Source organism: Bradyrhizobium algeriense (assembly GCF_003062295.1).
Lineage (GTDB): Bacteria > Pseudomonadota > Alphaproteobacteria > Rhizobiales > Xanthobacteraceae > Bradyrhizobium > Bradyrhizobium algeriense.
This window is the reverse complement of the sequence record NZ_PYCN01000002.1, coordinates 201,252-221,268: the sequence shown is the minus strand read 5'-3', so window position 1 is coordinate 221,268 and position 20,017 is coordinate 201,252. Positions and strand designations below refer to the sequence as shown.

Sequence of the window (20,017 nt, the reverse complement as noted above, 5' to 3'; positions counted from 1 at the left end):
ATCGGAACGGGCTCCAGGGTCAGGACCCATTAAATTTCGGGGCAACGTGACCGGTTAGAGCGCATAGAACCGTTGGCCGCTGCGTCCGGTGCAGCATACTGATCCGAAACACCAGATTTCAATCGGGGAGAGCGACTGATGGAGGCTGCCGTAAGGAAGCTATTCGAGCGATACGAAAGTTTTTTTAACAGGTCCCTCGGCGGTGACATGGATATGGATAAGGTCGCATCGCTGTATGCCTCGGATTTCATCGCGGCCTCGCCGGCCGGTGTTATGACCGGAAAAAACGACGATCAACTCAAGCAGGTCATGGAGCAAGGATACGCCCGCTATCGGGCAATTGGGACCAAGGAGATGCGGATGCGCGATGTCCGCATCTCCCCGATAGATCAACACCATTGTTTGGCCCATGTCGCCTGGACGGCGACCTATGCTCGCGAGGATCAACCGGACACGGCTATAGACTTCGAGGTTCATTACCTCGTGCAGAAGCTGGATGGCGAGGCGAAAGTTTTCGGTTGGGTGTCAGGCGATGAGCAGGCGCTTCTTAAGAAGCATGGCATCGGCTAGCGGTAACTTCGTCCACAGATCAGCCGTTTGCCTCGGCCGGATTCCATCTTTACGCGACGCTCTAGCCATGGCGCAAAGGTCTCGTGATCACGGCTGCGGGCCGGACAAGTTCATTTCACGCTCGGCCCGGAAAACATTGCTGTGCAGGTTCGCTATCCATTGACGTCCACTTGAGGTGACATTGAGATAGCGTATGGCCGTCTGGATCTGCGGTGCGACGTTGTTCCAGTAGAACTGCGGGTATTTGTAAACGACGTCCGCCGGCGTCTCATAGTCGAGCGTCTTGTTCATGCCGACTTCTTCAAATTCGTAGAACAGGGCATTCGCTTTTTTCAAATAGTTGGGGTCGCCGAGTTGCCCGATGAGGTCGGCCGCGCGCAGCAGCAGGCCCTCTTCTTCGTTCAGTTCGTCATTTGACGATGAAGCAACATAGGGAAATCGCGTATACTCGATTGCCCTGGCGATCCGGCTCGCATCAACTTCTTCGGCGGTGTCGAGCCGCTCGAAGACGAACAGCTTCGAGCGGTCCACATGGTAGGCTCCCAGCGCAGCATCGGACGAACCTCGCGCGAGGCGAATGGTACGGCCGCTGAGGTCTGCGACGTAGGAATCCCCGTCATCTCCCTGGACAATTCCACGAACATATCCGATGTCGTGAGTGAGGCACGCCACGATGAAATTAGTGTAATCGTCCGGTGTCGTTGGCCGCAGCATCGTCCGGCCCATCATGATGTCGTGGCCGGCAAGGGTCACGAGCATGGTGTGTTCGATGTTGTGATAGAGGGCGTCGCTGTTGCCGATGCACTCCAATGTGAGCCTGGCTGCATAGGGCAGGTATTCAGCCAGCCGGGCTTGGGAGGAGCCAAACCTGCTCCTGGTGTCCGAAGCTAGAAACGATCCCAAAGCTTGCGCGACCAGTTCCGGGATTGTGATCATGAGGCCTCTCCCAACTCGGTTGTGCGACGCCGCCGGTATCAATGTAGCACGTCGTTGGGCCAGACCGGGTGTCGCTCACGCCGCGCAAGTGGGCGCAACGCAGATTTGACGGTTGGTCAGTCGCCGTGACGTATCTTGGCGCGACGCCGCGGGCAGCGGCCGGGCACAGCCACCAAGCCAAAATCAAGATTATCTTTAGATTATCTGCATACGGGCTCTAAGCGCGGCAAGCCGGTCCGGGCCATATTGGCCGGCATGGATCGACGAGATTTCATTGCGTTTCTGGGGGCGGCGATGGCGTGGCCGGCCGCCGCACTCGCGCAGGATTCGACAAAAGTTTATCGCATTTTTTGGGTATCCACCGACTCCCAGCCCGACCCCTTCCTGGCCGGGTTTCGCGAGGGATTGCGGGCGCGCGGCTACGTCGAGGGAAAGAACGTTACCTTTGAGCTGCACTACGCGCCCGGCAATCCGCAGGCGCTTCGCGAGGTCGTATCCGAACTGAGGCGAGGGAACATCGACCTGGCCGTGTCGAGCGGCCCGGCCACGCGTGCGATGACGGCGGTAACGGACGTTCCGGTGCTGTTTGCGTTGAGTGGCGACCCGGTGGAGTTGGGCCTCGTCAGGAGCCTCGGAGAGCCGGGCGGCAATTTCACGGGCTCGACTTTCCTTTCGCTTGAACTGGCGGGGAAGCGGGTTGAGCTGCTGAAGGAAGCCGTGCCGGCTGTGCGCAGGCTTGCCGTGTTTTCAAACAGCCTTCATCCGGGAGAACAATCGGAGTGGCGCGCGACCAGGGAAGCCGCCAAGGCGCTGGGCATCGAGACCGTCTACGTTCCCTTTGCCGGCAAAAACGAACTGGACAAGGGACTGGCGGCGGCGGGAGACGCGCGTGCCGACGCATTGCTCGTCTTCCCGGATGTCCTCACGCTGGTGCATCGGGACAAGATTGCCCGGTTCGCCATCGCGCATCGGCTGCCTTCGATGTTCGGTTGGAGCGAATATTGCGACGCTGGCGGACTTCTGAGTTATGGCGCGAACCAGCGTGCGACCTATTTCTGGCTTGCGACCTACGCCGACCGGATCCTGCGTGGCGAAAAACCCGCCATCCTTCCCGTCGTGCAGCCCACGAAGTTCGAACTGGTCGTGAATCTCAGGACGGCTGAACTGCTCGGCATTGACCTGGACAAATCGTCCGTCCTGTTTCGCGCCAACAGGGTGATCGAATGATCCCGGCGCGTCTGAATTTGGTTCGAAACTCCGTCTATGGAATGCCCATTCGGTGACCCGTCCGCGCCGCTCCCTGTTCGTCAAGTACTTCGTCACGCTGTTTGTCGCAGTGGTGGTGCCACTGATGCTTGGTTCGGCGACCGAAGCGTGGTTTGCCTTTCGTGATAATCGGCTTGATCTCGATGAAATTCTTCAGGTCGAGGCGCGCTCGGCGGCCGACCGGATACAGGCCTTCACCGACGGAATACGCGATCAACTCGGTTGGGTCGTGCAATTTCCCTGGACGGCGGGCGAGGACGATCGGCGCAGGGTCGACGGGTTGCGTTTACTGCAGCAGGTGCCGGCGATTGTTTCGCTCTCGCTGGTCGACCCGACCGGCACCGAACGCGTTTTCGTATCCCGCGTGAGCATGAACAGAGCCGGCCGCGGCGCGGACATGTCGGCGGATCCTGCGGTTGTCGGTGCGCGCGCCAACCGGGTCTGGTATGGCCCGGTGCACTATCAGCGCGATTCCGAGCCTTACATGCGGATCGCGGTTGCGGGAAACCGTGCGGCGGCCGGGATCGTCGTTGCCGACATCAACCTCAAACTGATCTGGGATATCATCGCGGCGATCAGGATCGGCGACACCGGACATGCCCTTGTCGTCGACGATTCCGGTCGTCTGATCGCCCACCCCGACATCAGCCTTGTGCTGCGCAGCGGTGCCGGGGCAGGGGAGTTCGACCGCCTCAAGTCCGTCGTCAGCGCCGCGAATGGATCGGCGGTCGCCACGACCGGCGAGGACGGCAAGCCCGTCGTTGCGCTCTCGGTGCGTGCCCCCAACGTGGGTTGGACGGTGATCGCGGAGCAGCCGGCCCTGGAGGCGTTCGAATCCATCCGTGCCGCGCTGTGGCGTTCCCTGATGCTTATCGGTCTCGGAATCGTTTTCGCGCTTGTCCTGGCCTATTGGCGAGCGTGCCGCATGTGGGGACCGATCAGGCAACTGGAGGATGGCGTCGAACGGATCGGGATGGGGCAGTTCGACCATCGCATCACGATCAAGAGCCACGACGAATTGGAGCAATTGGCGATCCGGTTCAACCAGATGGCGGGAGAACTTGCCACTTCGCAGCAGAAATCCGAGCGGATCAATCGTCTGAAGCAATTCCTTGCGCCTCAAGTGGCTGAACTGGTCGAACACTCCGATCAGGGGTTGCTGGACGGACAACGACGCGAGGTGGTCGCGATTTTTGGCGATCTGCGCGGCTTCACCGCGTTTTCCGCGCGCGCCGAGCCTGACGTCATTATCGCCGTGCTGAGGGAGTATTATGAGGCGATCGGCGCCGTCACGGCCCGCCATGCCGCCACCCTGATCCGCTTCGCCGGTGACGGCGTGATGGTCCTCGTCAACGCGCCGGTCGCTTGCGAAAGTCCGGCGCAACGCGGTATCCGGCTTGCGATCGACATGCAGGCTGCGGTGCAATCCCTTGCGAACTACTGGAACGCCCGTGACTGCGCCATTGGTTTCGGCGTGGGTATCGCGATGGGACCTGCGACCGTCGGAACGCTCGGCTGGCACGGACGCCTCGACTACACGGCCATCGGAAACGTCGTCAATCTGGCATCGCGGCTTTGCGATTTGGCGGAGGACGCGCAGATATTGGTGGATCCGGTTGTCACCGGGCATGTCAAGGATAGCACCGCCCTTGCATCCATTGGGGAGCGGGCCATCAAGGGCTACGACCGTGCTCTGGAGGTTTTTGCGGTGGTTCGCAGCGCCGGACCGCTGCCGCATCCCGGCTGTCGGCTCCAGGCTGCTGACGTTCGACCCGTTGAAGCAGGATTTGGCAGACTAGCGCCGGAGCTTTCTTCGACAGATGCTGGCTGACAACTCGGCTCAAGCCGAGGTAACATGAGAACTTCCCTGAAATCGAGCCCTCCGGACGCCGCTTTTGACGTATTGATGGCCGCCGGTCCGTGCTATTTCTGGCCATGGGCGACCTGCTTTGCCACCTCACTTCCTGGGACCATCTCCTTGATCGACAAGCTTGAACTGCTGCTGGCGCTCGCAAAGGAGCGGCATTTCGGACGGGCCGCGGAGGCCTGCGGCGTCACCCAGCCGACGATGTCGACCAGCCTCAAGCAGCTCGAGGAAATTCTCGGCGTCATGCTGGTGCAGCGCGGTTCCCGCTTTCAGGGCTTTACGCCGGAGGGCGAACGCACCCTCGACTGGGCGCGGCGCATCGTCGGCGATGCCCGCGCGATGCGGCAGGAGATCAACAGCCTCAAGGACAAGCTCTCCGGCGAGATCCGAATCGCCGCGATTCCGACCGTGCTCGGCATGGTGGCGTCGCTGACGACGCCGTTCCGCGCGCGATATCCCGACGTGCGCTTTCGCATCCAGTCCTGCACATCGGCCGATGTGCTGGGCTTGCTGGAAAATCTCGAGGTCGATGCCGGGCTGACCTACATCGAGAACGAACCGATCGGCAAGGTGCGCACCATTCCGCTCTACAACGAGAGCTATCGCCTGCTGACGTCGCCCGATGCCATGTTCGGCGATCGCAAGCAGGTCACCTGGAAGGAGGTCGGCCAGGTTCCGCTGTGCCTCTTGACGCCCGACATGCAGAACCGCCGCATCATCGATCGCGCGCTGGCATCGGTCGGGGCCGAAGCCACGCCGACGCTGACCTCGAACTCGCTGGTGGTCCTCTATACGCATGTGAAGACCGGGCGCTGGGCGAGCGTGATGCCGGCAAAGCTCGCGGAGACCCTGGGCTTGGCCGACACCATCCGCAGCATTCCGATTGTCGATCCCGTCGTCGACTACAGCGTCGGGATGGTGATCCCGCAGCGCGATCCGATGACGCCGCTGATCGCGGCGCTGGTGCAGGTCGCCCGCGAAGTGGCGCCGACGCTGGAGTAGGTCACAGTATATCTAATAGCTCGCCGGCATCAGCCGCAGGCGCGGGTAGAGCCGGTCGATGGCGGCCATGTCGCTGCGCATCTGCTCGATGATCCAGTCCCTGATCTCGCTGACGACCGGCCGGATCGATCGGTCATGCGGATGCACCAGTTCGCAAAGCCGCTGTGTCGTGCTGAGCGTTTCCGAGGCTGGCACCAGCGCGCCGGTCAGCAGCCAATGGGCTGCGACCGTGAGCCAGCCGAGCGCAATGCCCTGGCCGAGCAGCGCCGCCTGCACCACCACCGCGTAGTCGGAAAAACTCAGCGACTTGGCGGGCCCCGACCGTTTGGTGAGAAAGACCGGATATTCCGCAGCCCAATCGCCGGGAGTATCCGCAAGGCGGATGATGGTGTTGGGCTCGATCGGCCCGTCCGCGCTATCAGCGTCGCGATAGGCCGGGCTGCAGATCGGCAGCATGACTTCCTTCATGACCAGCGCGCCGTTCCGCTCGGGATCGTATCGGTCGCGAAACCGCATGCCGAGATCGACATTGTCGACCGGGCCGCGCAGCGGACCGGAAATAAGCTGGAAGCGGAGATCGACGGTCGGAAACTGGCGCTGCAGCTTGTCGATGCGGGGCATCAGCCAATGCGTGGTGAACGCCGAGGAGACCGAGAGCGTGACCGTCTCAGTGCCCTTGCGGCGGCGGTCGATCTCGATCAGGCCGCCCTCGATGCTACGGAATCCATCCGATACGTGGCGATAGAGGATCTCGCCGTCTTCCGTCAGGGCCGCGCGGCCATTGGTCCGGTCGAACAGCCGAACGCCCAGATAATCCTCGAACTGTCCGAGCATTCGGCTGACCGCGGGCTGGGTGACGTTCAGTTCGGCCGCAGCTGCCGTGAAGCTGCCGTTGCGCGCCGCGGCGTCAAAGACGAACAGCGCGTGGCTTGATGGCAGCTTCCGGCGGAGGTCGGGCATAACCTGATGTTATGCCGCCGGTGAGAATTTGGCAATTGCCCCTGCCGGGCAACTCTGGTTGGCTTGCCCGATCGCCCGCCAGCACGGGCAAGATTGAAAATCCGGCGCGGCGGGGACGGCCTTGGGAGCCGCCCTGAAGTGCCCGGTCTATAAGACGAGATCATGCCGGTTTCAACCGTCGCTTGCGCCATCGCAGGTGACGTCGATGGCGCGCATCGGTGCACGCCCTCGGTAACGCAACGGGGTCGATCATTGGACCAGGGCGGAGAGAGCGTCGACATCAGGGCCGCGAGCAAGAACTATGACGGCGTCCGAGCGCTGGACAACGTCACCCTCAACGTCGCGCCGCGCGAGTTCGTCTCCCTGCTCGGGCCGTCCGGATCCGGCAAGACCACGCTGCTCGGCATCCTCGGCGGCTTCATTCAACCCTCGTCGGGCTCAATCCATTTCGGCGACCGCGACGTCACGTTCGTGCCGCCGCACAAGCGCGACATCGGTGTGGTGTTCCAGAACTACGCGCTGTTTCCACACATGAGCGTCGGCGAGAACGTCGCCTTTCCGCTGCGCGCGCGACGGATTGCAAAGGCGGATTGGGCTGCGAGGGTACGCGCCGCGCTCGCGATGGTCGGGCTGTCGGACTACGAGGCGCGCGGCATCGCCCAGCTCTCCGGCGGCCAGCGCCAGCGCGTGGCCCTGGCACGCGCCATGATCTTCGAACCGCGCCTGATCCTGATGGACGAGCCGCTGTCGGCGCTCGACAAGCAGTTGCGGGAAGCGATGCAGATCGAACTGCGCGAGCTGCACAAGCGGATCGGCGCCACGATCATCTACGTCACCCACGACCAGCGCGAAGCGCTGACGATGAGTGACCGCGTGGCGATCCTCAAGGACGGGCAGCTGGTCCAGATCGATCGCCCGGAGCGGCTGCACGATTATCCCGCCGACTCCTTCGTGGCGAGCTTCATCGGCGAGGCGAGCCTGTTGCCGGTCCGGCGCATCGACGCCTGCAGCGTGGCGCTCGGGCCGGCCGTCCTGAAAAGCGCGCGTGCGATTCCGAGCGGCGAGGCGCTGATGCTTGCGGTGCACAGCGAGAAGCTCCTGATTGCGGACGGCGTAGCGGATGCCGCGCTCAACCGTTTGACCGGCAAGGTCACCGACATCGTCTATCAGGGCGAAAGCCTTCGCGTGTTCCTGCAACTGGCCGACGGCACGTCCTTAAGCCTGCGTCAGCCGAGCCATTACCAGGCCTCGCGCCTGTTACCGCCGGTCGGCGGCGAACTCACCGTCACACTTCATCCCGAAGACACCATCGTCGTGCCCAAAGCGCAGGAAAAGGCGCACGAGAAGGCGCGGGAATGAATGCCCCGTCAAACCGAGTGCAACTATAGACCAACCAAAACAAGAGATGAAAATGTCCTATGATAGCTTCAAGGTTCTCACCTTCGACGTCGTCGGTACCTTGATCGATTTCGAAGCCGGCGTGCTCGATGCCGTACGCAAGATCTCCGGCCGAAAGGCGGCCGAGCTCAGCGACGATCAGATCTTCGCGTCCTACAAGCGCGGCCGCGACGCCCATCCGGAGCGGTCGAGCGAAGTGATGTTCCATGTCTACCGCTACCTCGCTAAGGAATTGGGACTGCCGGCCGACGATGCCGCCTGCGATTCCTTCCAGCTCGCCGTGTTGCGCTGGCAGCCGTTTTCGGATTCGGTCGAGGCGCTGAAGCGCCTGCGCACCAAATTCCGATTGGTCGCCATGACCAATGCGGATCGCGTTGCGCTGTCATGCTATGCCCACGCGCTCGACAATCCCTTCCACGACACCATTTGCGCCGATGATACCGGGGTTGCGAAACCCAATCCGGAATTCTTCGCCTACAACAAAGGCCGGCAGTCGGCGTTCGGCTACAAACAGTCCGAAATCCTGCACGTGGCGCAGAGCCAGCATCACGACATCGGTATCGCCCGCAAGCTTGGTTACAAGGTCTGCTGGATCGAGCGGCGCCAGGGCATGAAAGGGTTTGGCGGCACGCCCGAAGTGCCGGAACTCACAAAACCGGATTTCCATTTCGCTACGATGAAGGCGTTCGCCGACGCCGCGGTTGGAAGCTGAAAGGGCAGGGCGGCTGATATGGCAGAGGTCTGGACCCCAATGGCACCGGCCGCCTCGCTCTGGGCGGACACGGCGGAGCCGTTGCCTGCCTTTCCAAAGCTTGCCGGCGAGGTGAAGGCCGATGTCGTCATCATCGGCGCGGGCTACACGGGGCTGTCGGCCGCGCATCATATCGCGAAGAGCGGCCTTACGCCGGTCGTACTCGAAGCCAATCATCCCGGCTGGGGCGCGAGCGGCCGCAATGGGGGCGTCATCACCGCCAAATTCCGCCTCTCGTTTCGCGACATCGACGCCGCCCACGGCCGTGCCATGGCGAGGCGCATGTACGAGATCGCGCATGAGTCCGTCGAGATGGTCGATGAGCTGGTGTCCGAATTCGGCATCGAGAGCGCGCGGCTGACACGCAGCGGACAGGTCAAGGCCGCGCACAATCAGGCAACGCTCAGGTCCGCGATCGGCGAAGCCGAATGGATGAAGCGGGAGATGGGCGATACCGAGGTCCGTATCCTCGATGCCCATCAGGTGCGCGAGGAGACAGGATCGCGGGGCTTTGTCGGCGGGGTGCTCAATCCGGGCTCCGGCGGCATCCATCCGCTGAATTACCTGCGCGGCCTTGCTAAAGGTGTTGCGCAGCGCGGTGTGCCGATATTCCAGGAAAGCCCTGCGTTCGCGCTCCGTCGCGACGGCGATGGCGTTATTGCCGAGACGCCTGGCGGCAGCGTGCGTGCGCGTCAGGCGATCGTCGCCACCAACTCTTATTCCGACCTGACATCGGCGACGGTGCGGCTGCAGCGCACATTGGTGCCGTTCCGCAGCGCTCTCATCGCCACCGAAAAACTGTCACCGAACCTCGCCGGCAGCCTGATGCCGACGGGGCGAACCTACACCGAGACCAAGCGCATGATGCGCTGGTTCCGCAAGGTCGACGACCGCGTCATCTTTGGCGGACGCGGCGCCTTCGGCAAGCAGGATTCCGAAAGCGCCTTCGATGCGCTGCGCAAGGCAATGGTCGGCATCTTCCCGGAGCTTGCGGATATTCCGCTCGCGTTCAAATGGTCGGGCCTTGTCGCGATGACGCTCGATTCCGTGCCGCATGTCGGCTGCCTCGATGATCGCACCCTTTATTCGGTCGGCTACAACGGCGCCGGCGTCGCGATGTCGAGCCTGATGGGCCGCTACCTCGCGGCCCTCGTGCGCGGGGAGAAGGTCGATCTCGGCCTGCTCGATGCTGGCCGTCTCAAGACTATTCCATTTTATGCGTTCCGCGAACCGGCCGTCCGCGCGGTGGCCGGCTGGTACCAGTTTCTGGATGCGATCGGGCGTTAGGAGTCCTAACGCCCGATCATAACAAGAGGGGTTGAACATGATAATTACATCTGGCGGCCGGCATGCACTGTTCGGCGTGTCCCTTGGCGCTTTGGCGACGCTGTCGGCACTTCCGGCCAATGCGGACCAGATCACCTTCGTTTCCCAGGGCGGCGCCTACCAGAAGGCGCAAACCATCGCGATCCTCGATCCCTCCGCCAAGAAGCTTGGCATCACCATCAACCAGGACAGCATCCCCGACGCCTGGCCCGCGATCAAATCGCAGGTCGCCAGCGGCAAGCCGACTTGGGACGTGGTCGACGTGCCGACCGGCTATTGCCTGCGCGGCGGCGAGCAGGGCCTGCTCGAAAAACTCGATTTCTCGAAATTGCCAAACGGCGCCGCGATGCCCGAGGCCTATCGTTCTCCATACTCGGTGGCCTACGAGTTTTATTCGAGCGTGCTGGCCTACAGCCAGAAGAAATACACGGCCGAGGCCGCGCCCAATAGCTGGGCCGATTTCTGGGACGTGAAGAAGTTCCCGGGCCGCCGCGCGCTGCGCAACCACCCGATCGCCACGCTGGAGGCGGCGCTGATGGCCGACGGTGTTGCACCCGACAAGCTCTATCCGCTCGACGTCGACCGCGCCTTCAAAAAGCTCGAGGAGATCAAGCCCAACATCACGGTGTGGTGGACCTCGGGCGCGCAATCGGCGCAGCTTCTCAACGACGGGGAAGTCGATATGGTGATGGCCTGGAACGGCCGCGTCAGCGCGCTGACCAAGGAAGGCGCCAAGGTCGCTTATACCTACAATCAGGGCATCCTGCAGAGCACCTCGCTCTGCATTCTCAAGGATGCGCCCAATCTCGCGACCGCGGTCCGCTTCCTCAACGAGGCGGTCGATCCCGTCCATCAGGCCAACCTGCCGCTGCATATCGACTACGGCCCGGCCAACCCGAAGGCCTTCGATACGGGCGTCATCAAGCCGGAGCGTGTCGCGCAACTGCCGAGCGCGCCGGAGAACGCGCGCAAGCAGGCGCTGATGTCATACGCCTGGTGGTCGTCGCCGGCTGGCGAGGCCGCGGAAAAACGCTGGGTCGGCTTCATGCAGAAGTAGTTCGGCCGCACCATCGCAGGATCACAATGGGCAGCCCCGTGCAGGACCTCTCGGTACTCCACCAACGTCGCGAGCAGCGCCTGATGCTGGCGCTGGCGCTGCCGGCGCTGCTCGTGATCCTGCTGCTGGTCGTGCTGCCGGTCGGCTGGCTCGCCTGGCAGTCGGTCTATCACAACGGCTTTACGCTCGAGAATTACCGCCGGATCTGGAGCGAGGATATCTACTGGCGCAGCTTTGCCCTGACGTTCCAAATCAGCCTGCTGGTGACGCTGCTGGCGCTGCTGCTCGGTTATCCTATCGCCTATGCGGCGAGCGTCGCGCCGAAAAGGTGGGGCATCATCATCCTGGCGCTGGTGGTGCTGCCGTTCTGGACCAGTGTGCTGGTCCGCGCCTATGCCTGGCTCGCACTGTTGCAACGGACCGGTGTCATCAACCAGGTGCTGCGCCAGAGCGGCGTGATCGACGAACCGCTGGCGCTGGTCCACAACAGTTTCGGCACCGTCGTTGCGACCCTACATATCCTGCTGCCGTTCATGGTGCTGCCGCTCTACGCCACCATGCAGCAGATCCCGCGCGACCTGATGCAGGCCGGCGCCAGTCTCGGCGCCGGTCCCATGCTCACCTTCTGGCGGATATTTTTGCCGCTGTCGCTGCCCGGGGTGCTCGCGGGCAGTACGCTGGTCTTCGTGCTCGCCCTCGGTTTCTACATCACGCCTGAATTGCTCGGGGGTGGCCGCACCATCATGATATCGATGCTGGTGAGCCGCAATGTCGAACTCTACGACCAGTGGGGCGCCGCCAGCGCCGTCGGCGTGGTGCTGCTGGTCGCAGTTGGTTTAATCTTCTTCGCCGTCAGCCGCTTCATTCCGCTCGATCGCGTGTTGGGGCAAAAATGACGATGTCCCGTCCATTCCGCATCGCTCTGGTTGTGACCTGCGCGCTGGTGCTGCTCTATCTCATCCTGCCGATCCTGATCATCGCGCCGATGTCATTCTCGGCCGCGCGCTACCTGAGCTTTCCGCCGCCGTCGCTGTCGCTGCGCTGGTATCAGGAATATATCGGCAATCCGGCCTGGATGCAGGCGACCCGCGTGACGCTGACGGTCGCCGTTCTCACCGTCGTCATCGCGACCCCGCTCGGCGTTGCGGCGGCCTATGCGATCAGCCAGTCGAAATGGCGCATCATGCGGCTGATCCACATGACCCTGCTGCTGCCGCTGGTGGTGCCGATCATCATCACCGCGGTCGGCATCTTCTTCGTCTTCGCCAAGGTCGGCCTGGCCGCGACCATGACCGGCCTCGTGCTCGCCAACGTCATGCTCGGTCTGCCCTATGTCGTCATCTCGGTTGCTGCGGGGCTGCAGAGTTTTGACGCTACGCAGGAGATGGTGGCGCGCAGCCTCGGCATGAACAGGCTGCGGGCTTTCTTCGTGGTGACGCTGCCGCAGATCAAGGCCAGCGTGATCGCAGGCGGCATCTTCGCGTTCATCTCGGCGATGGACGAGACCATCGTCGCGCTATTCATTTCCGGCGGCCAGTATCAGCCGCTGACCAAGCGGATGTTCACCGCGCTCCGCGACGAGATCGACCCGACGATTGCCGCCATCAGCACGCTGATGACCGCGGTCTCGTTCATGCTGGTGCTGATTGCAACCAGCCGGTCGAAGAAGGGCACGTGAGCGGCAGGTCAGGCGGCGACCTGGTTCTTCGGCTCGGTTGAACGCGTGTCGCGCGGCAGCGTGATGCGCACCACGGTGCCGGTGCCGAGCTGCGAGCGCAGCCGCATCGTTCCGCCATGCAGACTGGTCAGCGACCGCGCGATGGCCAGGCCGAGGCCCGAGCCCTGGTAGGTCTTGGTGAGCTGGCTCTCGACCTGTTCGAACGGCTTGCCCAGCCGCCGCAGTGAGGCGGGCGCGATGCCGATGCCGGTATCGGCGATCATCAGCACGATCGAGTTGGGCAGCACGTGACTGCGCACGGTTATCTTGCCGTCGTCTGGTGTGAACTTAACGGCATTGGACAGCAGGTTGACGAAGATCTGCTTGACCGCGCGGCGGTCGGCCATCACGGAAATGGTGCTTTCGATATCGGCGTCGAGCGTCAGATGCTTGTCCTCGGCGCGTCCCGACACCACGCGCACCGACTCCGCCAGCAGCTTCGACAGATCGAGCTGCTCCATGTCGAGCTTCATGCGGCCGGCTTCGATCTTCGACATGTCGAGGATGTCGTTGATGACTTCGAGCAGGTATTTGCCGCTGGTTAGAATGTCGTGGCAGTACTCCTGATACTTGTCGGAGCCGAGCACGCCGAACATGCCGCTGCCCATGATCTCGGAGAAGCCGATGATGGCGTTCAGCGGCGTGCGCAGTTCGTGGCTCATATTGGCGAGGAATTTGGATTTCGCCTGGTTGGCTTCCTCGGCGCGGTTCTTTTCCTGCGAGTATTTTTCCGCGAGGTCGGCAAGCTCGGCTTGCGAGCGCTTGAGGTCGATCACGTTGGCGCGCAGGCGGGCGTCGTTTTCGATCAGCTTCTGCTCGTGCTCCTTGATGCGGGTGATGTCGGTGCCGACCGAGACGTAGCCGCCGTCCTTGGTGCGGCGCTCGGAGATGTGCAGCCAGCTTCCGTCGTCGAGCTGCGCTTCGAAGGTGCGGGCTCCCGGCGCTTGCGCGCCGGTCTCCTGCAGCCTGGTGCGCACTTCCGGCATGCTGCCGACCTCGATCACGGTCTCATACGACGTGCCGGGGGTTACCGCCGTATCCGGCAGCTTGTGCAGGCGCTGGAAGTGCGAATTGCAGAGCACGAGACGGTCTTCCGCGTCCCACAGCACGAAGGCTTCCGGGATCGTCTCGATCGCGTCGCGCAGCCTGAGGTCAGCCTCCACGGTCTTCTCGGCGAGGCTCTTCTGTTCGGTAATGTCGACCGCGATACCGATCAGGTGCAAGCCGCCGTCGGCGGAGTCCTGGCTGAGCTCGCAGCGCACCCGCAGCCAGATCCAGTGGCCGTCGGTGTGCTGCATGCGGAAGGTCTGGTCGATGTGGGCGATCTTGCCGGCGATCATCTGGTCGGCGATCTCAAACAGGTCGATGTCGTCGGATTTCACCAGCGCGTTGACTTCGCCGAAGGTGAGGAGGTCGTTGCGGGAGTCGAGCCCGAGCATCGTGAACATCGATGCCGACCAGAAGATCCTGCCGCGCGAGAGGTCCCAGTCCCACAATCCGCAGCGGCCGCGGTTGAGCGCGGTGTCGATCCGGCCGCGCACGGCGTCGTTGATGAGGTCGCCCTCACGGGCGCGGGTCGATTGCCAGTGGAAGGCGAAGCCGAGGATCAGCACGACGAAGCCGGTGGTGGCCGACAGCGTCACCGACAATGCGGCGTCCGAACCCCACAGCGGCTCGTTCTTTTCCTGGATGACGATGACCTGGCCCGGCAGCGATTTGACCAGCCGCGAGATCGCCATCGCGCCGTTGCCGTTCGGCAGCGTCATGTCGCTGACGACGCCCTGCTGACCGGGGGCGGCGAGCAGTTGCGCCGTGCTGATGACGTCGAGGATGCGATCGCTGTCGCCAAGGCTGCCCTCGACGGGGACGCGGGCCAGAATCCGGTGATCGGAGCCGGTGATGATGACGTGGCGGCCGGCGGCGGCGCCCCAGGCCGGAATCAGATCGGGCAGCAGGCTCTGCAGCCGCTCGATGTTGGCGGCGCGGTCCTGCCGGACCGAGCCAAGGCGGTCGAGGCGTTCGGCCAACAGGTCGGTGAGCGCGGAGAGGTCGCGCTTCATGGCGGCGCGTTTTTGCCGGCTCTGGTCGATCACCTGCACGAAGGCGCCGAGGCAGATGGTGATGAGGAAAGCAATGATGAGCGTCGGCACGGCGCGACGAAGCGCCGGCTCTGCGATGAGCAGCCGGTGGTAGGCAGGTTTTGCGATCGACTGCGCCAATCCCTTGATCGAATCGGATTGGACACATGCGTTCGCCGCATGCGCGCGCGCCATGCTTTAGACCCCCGCCGAAGGCTCTTTTGCACATTGTCCGGAAGGAACCCCACGTCATTCCGAATCACCGCGATTTGAATCCAGTTTTTCCGGGCTGTCGAGTGTCAACGATTCGTTAATTCGAAATAAATGTTGTCCAATGCGAATTAAGGCGTCGTCAGGGTGAGTCCGAAACGGGAACGGGGCCGCAAAACTACGCACGCGGCGGTTCGGCATGACTGATCACGCGCTTGATGGTCGGAAACGCGCGGCGCAGCGCGCGCTCGATCTCGTCGACGTTCTCATGCACCTTGACGACGCTCATCGACGGCGCGGCGCGGCAATGGAAGTTGACGATTTCGCCCGCATCAGTGTCGCGCACCCGCACATTGTGGATGTCATGGATCGCGCCGTTGCCGGCAAAGCGCGTCAGCGCGGCCTTGATGGTCTCGATGCGCTCGGGGGCGGCGTCGGTGCCGTGCGGCAGTTCCGGATCGAGCGGCTCGATGTGGGTGTCGACCTCGACATCCTCGCCGAAGTCTTCGCGGATGTTGCGCTCCAGCACGCGGGTCACTTCGTGGGCCGCTGCAAGCTCCATGTCGCCGTCGACTTCGAGGTCGATGCCGACGATCAGCTTCTCGCCGAGATCGTGCACGGTGACATGGTGGATGGCGAGGCCGGAATTGCGGGCGATCACCATGATGCGCTCGCGCACGCTCTCATTGTCGCGCGCGACCGGCATCGCGGTGAAGGTGAGGTCGGCGTCGCCGAGCGCTTCGCTGACGGCTTTCTGCGCGGTCTTCTTGATCGCCTCGACGCGATCGATCGGGTAGGTGCGCGGCACCTTGGCGATGGCATCGATGAAATGCGTTGGCCCGACCATGCGAACGCGCAGGCGCTCGACGCCGACCACGCCCGGCACCGCGCGGATGGCGGCGATGGCCTTTTCCGCCACGCCGACCGGCGCGCGATCGAGCAGCGTTTCGATGGTGGAGCGCCCAAGCCGCAGGCCGAGGATCGATATCATCACGGCGACCGCGATGGCGGCGACCGAATCGCCCCAGGCATAGCCCAGGCCGGTCAGCACCAGCCCGATGATGACGGCGATGGAGCCGAGCACATCGGAGGCAAAATGCAGCGCGTCCGCCGCCAGCGCCTGGCTCCTTGTCTCGCGCGCCGTGCGATGCAGCGCCCGCGCGCGCCAGAAATTCACGGCAATGTCGATCACCAGCACCACGAAGGGGACAGCCGAGAGCGTCGGTGGCGCTGCGCCCTCGCGCAGGCGGCTCCAGGATTCGACTAGGATGCCGCCGGCGAGCACGTAGAGCAGCGCGATGACAAAGAGCGCCGACAGGCTCTCGAACTTGCCATGGCCGTAATGATGCTCTTCGTCGGCCGGCTGGTCGGACACCCGCACCACCAGCCAGGTGATGACGGTCGCGACCACGTCGACGGAGGAGTGCAGGGCCTCCGAGATCAGCGCCAGCGAGCCGATCGCAATGCCGACCGCGAATTTCGCCGCAGCCATGCCGGCGCTGGCGAAAATCGAGATCGCCGCGACATTGGACTTGATAGTGGGGGTGTGACTCATGGGCGGCGGTTTAGCAGGGCGTTGTGTAAGATTAAAGCCGACAGTCGGAAGCGCAATCGCCACTCACTCGCAGGAGCGATTTGTTGCGAATTGTTCTGAATTGAAGGGCCGTCATTCTGAGCTAAGGGGCTGTCATTGCGAGCCAAACGGGTCGCGCGAATGCGCGCCCGATGACACGCTCCGCGAAGCAATCCATTCGCCACACAGCGGATCGTCATACCCGCGAAGGCGGTTATCCAATACGCCGTGGCTTATCGGTTCAATCACTGCTGCCTCTGGAATACTGGATCGTCCGCCGTCAAGTGATCTGTCCGGGCTAAACACTTCGCGGACGATGACGGCCGAATACGACGTCGCATTCTCGCGGCGTGATGCGCCCGAGGTTTGCAAATCATTCGCCCATCGAGCGGGTGACCCATAGCAAACCTGCATTCCGTCCTAGGGATGCTCGCTTTCCATCGAAGTCAACGTCGTCTGACCGGCAATCTCGTCAGCTCGCCAGCAGCGGACCGAGTGTCCGTCGGGACGCGTTTCAAGCGATGGCCCAGGCTCACGATGACACACGGCTTCGGCATAAAGACAGCGCGGACTGAACGCACATCCGTCCGGCGGACTTAGCGGATTGGGAGGCTCGCCCGGTGTCGTAGCTAACGGTGCGCGGCGTAGCGGATCGGGAATGGCGGCGATAAGGGTTTGCGTATATGGGTGCGCCGGTCGTTCGAAGATTTCGCGCCAGTCGCCTGTCTCCACAATGCGGCCGAGATACATCACGGCGACCCTGTCGCTCATGTGCTCGACAACGCCGAGGTCGTGGCTGATCATGATGTAGGAGAGGCCGAGAGTTTCCTTCAATTCCAACAGCAGATTGATGATTTGGGCACGGATGGAGACATCCAGCGCCGATACAGGTTCGTCACAGATGACAATTTTGGGATTGAGGATCAGCGCGCGAGCGATGCCGATGCGCTGACGCTGGCCGCCCGAGAATTCATGCGGGTAGCGGCCAGCCTGTTCGGGCCGGAGGCCCACATGCCTGAGCATCGCCGCAACGCGTCCGTCGATCTCGCTTTTGGCCGTCACGCCATGCAGGCGTAGCGGGGCTTCAAGCGTGCGACGAACGGTCTGGCGTGGATTGAGCGAGGCGTAGGGGTCCTGAAACACCATTTGTACGATGCGGGCCAATGCCTTTCGATCGCCCGATTGCCGGCCCGTCACGACCTGCCCGTCCAGCACGATGCGGCCCCGCGTCGGCATCAGCAGGCCAAGGATCGAAAGCGCGACGGTCGACTTGCCGCAACCGGATTCGCCGACGAGACCGAGGCATTCACCGCGCTTCAGTTCGAGATCGATGCCGTCGACCGCACGCAACAGCCGTCGGCCGCCACCCAGCAAGCCACCGCCAACCGGAAAATGGACCGCGAGATCCTTCACGCTGAGGATGACATCGTCGCCAGGTCTTTGCGCAGGTTCATGCATGGTGATGGCACCTGACTAGTCCGCCTGCACCGAGCAATGTCGTCTCCGGCGCGATGGCCCGGCAAATGTCGGTCGCCCGCGCGCAACGCGGATTGAACCGGCAACCGTCCGGGAAATCCGTGATCGCCGGTACGACGCCCGCGATCTCCCTGAGCCGCGTCCGGCCAAGTGCTGCGCGACTCCCCAGCCGCGGCAGCGAGTCGACCAGGCCTTGCGTATAGGGATGCGCGCATGCGCGGAAGATATCGGCCGAGCCGCGCTCCTCGACAATGCGACCGGCATACATGACGGCGACGCGGCGGCAGACGTTGGCGACCAGGCCCAGATCGTGGCTGATCATCAAAATCGCCGTACCTCGCTCGGCGCACAAATTCCGCATCAGCTCGATGATCTCCGCCTGCACCGTCACGTCGAGCGCGGTTGTCGGCTCGTCGGCGATCAGAAGATCCGGCCCGCATGCGAGTGCGATGGCGATCATCACGCGTTGACGCATGCCGCCCGAAAGCTGGTGCGGGTAATCTTTCACCCGTCGCTCGGGTGCGGGGACGCGGACGCTCGCCAGCGCCTCGACGGCCAGTTGGTTGGCTTCCCGCCAGTCCTTGCCCTTGTGCAGCACGAACATCTCCGCGATCTGCCGGCCAACAGGGGAGACTGGATTGAGCGCCGTCATCGGCTCCTGGAAGATCATGGCGATGCGATTGCCGCGCAGCGCGCGTTGCTCGGCCGCGGCAAGTCTCTGGATCTCCCGGCCGTTAAATCGTATGGCACCGGCACCGATCGAAAGCGGCTGGCGCAACAGGCCGATCAGGGCGAGCGCTGTAATGCTCTTGCCACAGCCGGACTCGCCGACAAGGCCGAATGTCTCGCCACGATCGATGCGGAATGAAACGCCCTCGACCGCCGCAACCCGGGCGGATCGATCGTGGAGATCGATGCGCAAGTTCTCGACTTCGATCAGAGGAGGGCCCGTCATGTGCGCCGGCTCCGCGATTGTGGATCGAGAATGTCACGCAAGCCATCGCCGAGCAAATTGAGGCCGAGCACCGTGAGGAATATAGCGAGGCCGGGGAAAATCGAGAGCCACGGCGCCGTTGTGATCTGGTCGCGGGCCTCTGACAGCATGCTGCCCCAGCTTGGATAGGGCGGGCGGATTCCGAGGCCAAGGAACGAAAGGGCGGCTTCGGCTAATACCGCGCCGCCCATGCCCAGCGTGCCGATGACAATGATCGGTCCCAGCATGTTCGGCAGCAGCTGTGTGATCATGATACGCAAATCTCCGTAGCAAGCACCCTTGCAGCCTGGACATAGCCCTGGCTCTTGAGCGACAGCGTCGACGCCCGTGCTATCCGGCAAGTGAACGACCAGTTGGTCAACCCGAGCGCGATGAGCAGGCTGGTCAGGCCGGGTCCAAGGACGGCCATGATGGCAAGCGCGAAGATCAGCGAGGGGATCGCGAGCATCAGATTGGTCAGGCCATTGACGACGTCGTCCCACCAGCCGCCCCAATAGCCTGCGGTCACGCCCAGTGTCACACCGATGACGCTGTTGACCAACTGCGAGACGATGCCGACCGTCAGCGAGATGCGCGCGCCGTGCACGACGCGGGAATAAATGTCGCGGCCCTGCGCGTCGGTGCCGAACCACCAGATCCAGCTCGGTGGCTCTTCCGCATTCAGCAAATTGGCATCCATGACAGGATCGGTATGCTCCAGCCAGGGTGCAAACAGGCCGACGAAGATCGCAAGCGCGAACAACGCCCCGCCGATGATGAGACTGGCTCCGAGCTTCATCGCGGCCGCCCCGCCGCGGCAGGCGATTCAGTCAATCGCGCACAGGCGTGATGGAGCC

General features: G+C 63.1%; 16 protein-coding genes and 1 pseudogene. 10 read left to right on the top strand and 7 right to left on the bottom strand.

The genetic code is table 11. The features are described 5' to 3' along the window. Positions 1-138: 138 nt before the first annotated feature. Positions 139-570 (top strand): DUF6841 family protein, encoded by a 432-nt coding sequence (locus C7G61_RS05250; RefSeq protein WP_108513033.1) that lies wholly within the window; start codon positions 139-141, stop codon positions 568-570. 87 nt (positions 571-657) lie between these two features. Here the strand turns inward: C7G61_RS05250 and C7G61_RS05245 are convergent, their stop codons facing one another. Beyond that, positions 658-1,506 carry a metal-dependent phosphohydrolase gene (locus C7G61_RS05245; RefSeq protein WP_108513032.1) on the bottom strand — a complete coding sequence of 283 codons (849 nt, stop codon included), beginning with the start codon at positions 1,504-1,506 and terminating at the stop codon, positions 658-660. Positions 1,507-1,761: 255 nt separating this feature from the next. On the opposite strand from C7G61_RS05245, the gene C7G61_RS05240 reads away from it, so the two are divergent. The 3 genes from C7G61_RS05240 (at position 1,762) to C7G61_RS05230 (ending at position 5,641) form a co-directional block, all read left to right on the top strand. After that, positions 1,762-2,733, top strand: a complete 972-nt coding sequence (locus C7G61_RS05240) for an ABC transporter substrate-binding protein (protein WP_108513031.1) — start codon at positions 1,762-1,764, stop codon at positions 2,731-2,733. 52 nt (positions 2,734-2,785) lie between these two features. Further along, complete coding sequence (locus tag C7G61_RS05235) at positions 2,786-4,603, top strand: adenylate/guanylate cyclase domain-containing protein (RefSeq protein WP_244608131.1); 1,818 nt, start codon at positions 2,786-2,788, stop codon at positions 4,601-4,603. A gap of 147 nt (positions 4,604-4,750) precedes the next feature. Next, the gene (locus C7G61_RS05230) at positions 4,751-5,641 is read left to right on the top strand and encodes a LysR family transcriptional regulator (protein ID WP_057851059.1); all 891 of its coding nucleotides are present in this window, start codon (positions 4,751-4,753) and stop codon (positions 5,639-5,641) included. A 12-nt stretch (positions 5,642-5,653) separates the two neighbouring features. Here C7G61_RS05230 and C7G61_RS05225 read toward each other — a convergent pair whose 3' ends face one another. Beyond that, the gene (locus C7G61_RS05225) at positions 5,654-6,601 is read right to left on the bottom strand and encodes a LysR family transcriptional regulator (RefSeq protein ID WP_108513030.1); all 948 of its coding nucleotides are present in this window, start codon (positions 6,599-6,601) and stop codon (positions 5,654-5,656) included. Between the two features lie 252 nt (positions 6,602-6,853). Between C7G61_RS05225 and C7G61_RS05220 the strand changes: the two genes are divergently transcribed. From C7G61_RS05220 to C7G61_RS05195, 6 genes are read left to right on the top strand one after another with little or no spacing between them, the layout of a single operon-like run. Next, positions 6,854-7,960, top strand: a complete 1,107-nt coding sequence (locus tag C7G61_RS05220) for an ABC transporter ATP-binding protein (protein WP_190241676.1) — start codon at positions 6,854-6,856, stop codon at positions 7,958-7,960. Positions 7,961-8,012: 52 nt separating this feature from the next. After that, positions 8,013-8,711, top strand: coding sequence for an HAD family hydrolase (locus tag C7G61_RS05215; protein ID WP_190241675.1), 699 nt, complete (start codon positions 8,013-8,015; stop codon positions 8,709-8,711). 18 nt (positions 8,712-8,729) lie between these two features. Beyond that, positions 8,730-10,037, top strand: a complete 1,308-nt coding sequence (locus C7G61_RS05210; RefSeq protein ID WP_108513027.1) for an NAD(P)/FAD-dependent oxidoreductase — start codon at positions 8,730-8,732, stop codon at positions 10,035-10,037. Positions 10,038-10,074: 37 nt separating this feature from the next. Next, positions 10,075-11,133 carry an ABC transporter substrate-binding protein gene (locus C7G61_RS05205; RefSeq protein ID WP_108513026.1) on the top strand — a complete coding sequence of 353 codons (1,059 nt, stop codon included), beginning with the start codon at positions 10,075-10,077 and terminating at the stop codon, positions 11,131-11,133. 26 nt (positions 11,134-11,159) lie between these two features. Next, positions 11,160-12,029 (top strand): ABC transporter permease, encoded by an 870-nt coding sequence (locus tag C7G61_RS05200; RefSeq protein ID WP_420836736.1) that lies wholly within the window; start codon positions 11,160-11,162, stop codon positions 12,027-12,029. After that, entirely contained in the window at positions 12,026-12,811 is a 786-nt protein-coding gene (locus C7G61_RS05195; protein WP_108513024.1) for an ABC transporter permease, read from the top strand. The genes C7G61_RS05200 and C7G61_RS05195 overlap by 4 nt, the downstream gene beginning before the upstream one ends. Positions 12,812-12,819: 8 nt before the next feature. On the opposite strand, the gene C7G61_RS05190 is transcribed toward C7G61_RS05195, so the two are convergent. The 5 genes and pseudogenes from C7G61_RS05190 to C7G61_RS05170 all read right to left on the bottom strand — a co-directional run bounded on the left by C7G61_RS05190 (position 12,820) and on the right by C7G61_RS05170 (position 19,959). Continuing rightward, complete coding sequence (locus C7G61_RS05190) at positions 12,820-15,123, bottom strand: PAS domain-containing sensor histidine kinase (RefSeq protein ID WP_108513023.1); 2,304 nt, start codon at positions 15,121-15,123, stop codon at positions 12,820-12,822. A gap of 193 nt (positions 15,124-15,316) precedes the next feature. Next, the gene (locus C7G61_RS05185) at positions 15,317-16,693 is read right to left on the bottom strand and encodes a cation-efflux pump (protein ID WP_108513022.1); all 1,377 of its coding nucleotides are present in this window, start codon (positions 16,691-16,693) and stop codon (positions 15,317-15,319) included. 438 nt (positions 16,694-17,131) lie between these two features. After that, on the bottom strand, positions 17,132-18,169 hold the full coding sequence (locus C7G61_RS05180) for an ABC transporter ATP-binding protein (protein ID WP_108513021.1): 1,038 nt from the start codon (positions 18,167-18,169) through the stop codon (positions 17,132-17,134). Then, positions 18,162-19,142 (bottom strand): ABC transporter ATP-binding protein, encoded by a 981-nt coding sequence (locus C7G61_RS05175; RefSeq protein WP_108513020.1) that lies wholly within the window; start codon positions 19,140-19,142, stop codon positions 18,162-18,164. Before C7G61_RS05175 ends, C7G61_RS05180 begins: the two co-directional genes overlap by 8 nt. Next, a pseudogene (locus tag C7G61_RS05170) lies at positions 19,139-19,959 on the bottom strand (ABC transporter permease). The gene C7G61_RS05175 and the pseudogene C7G61_RS05170 overlap by 4 nt, the downstream one beginning before the upstream one ends. Positions 19,960-20,017 lie beyond the last annotated feature (58 nt).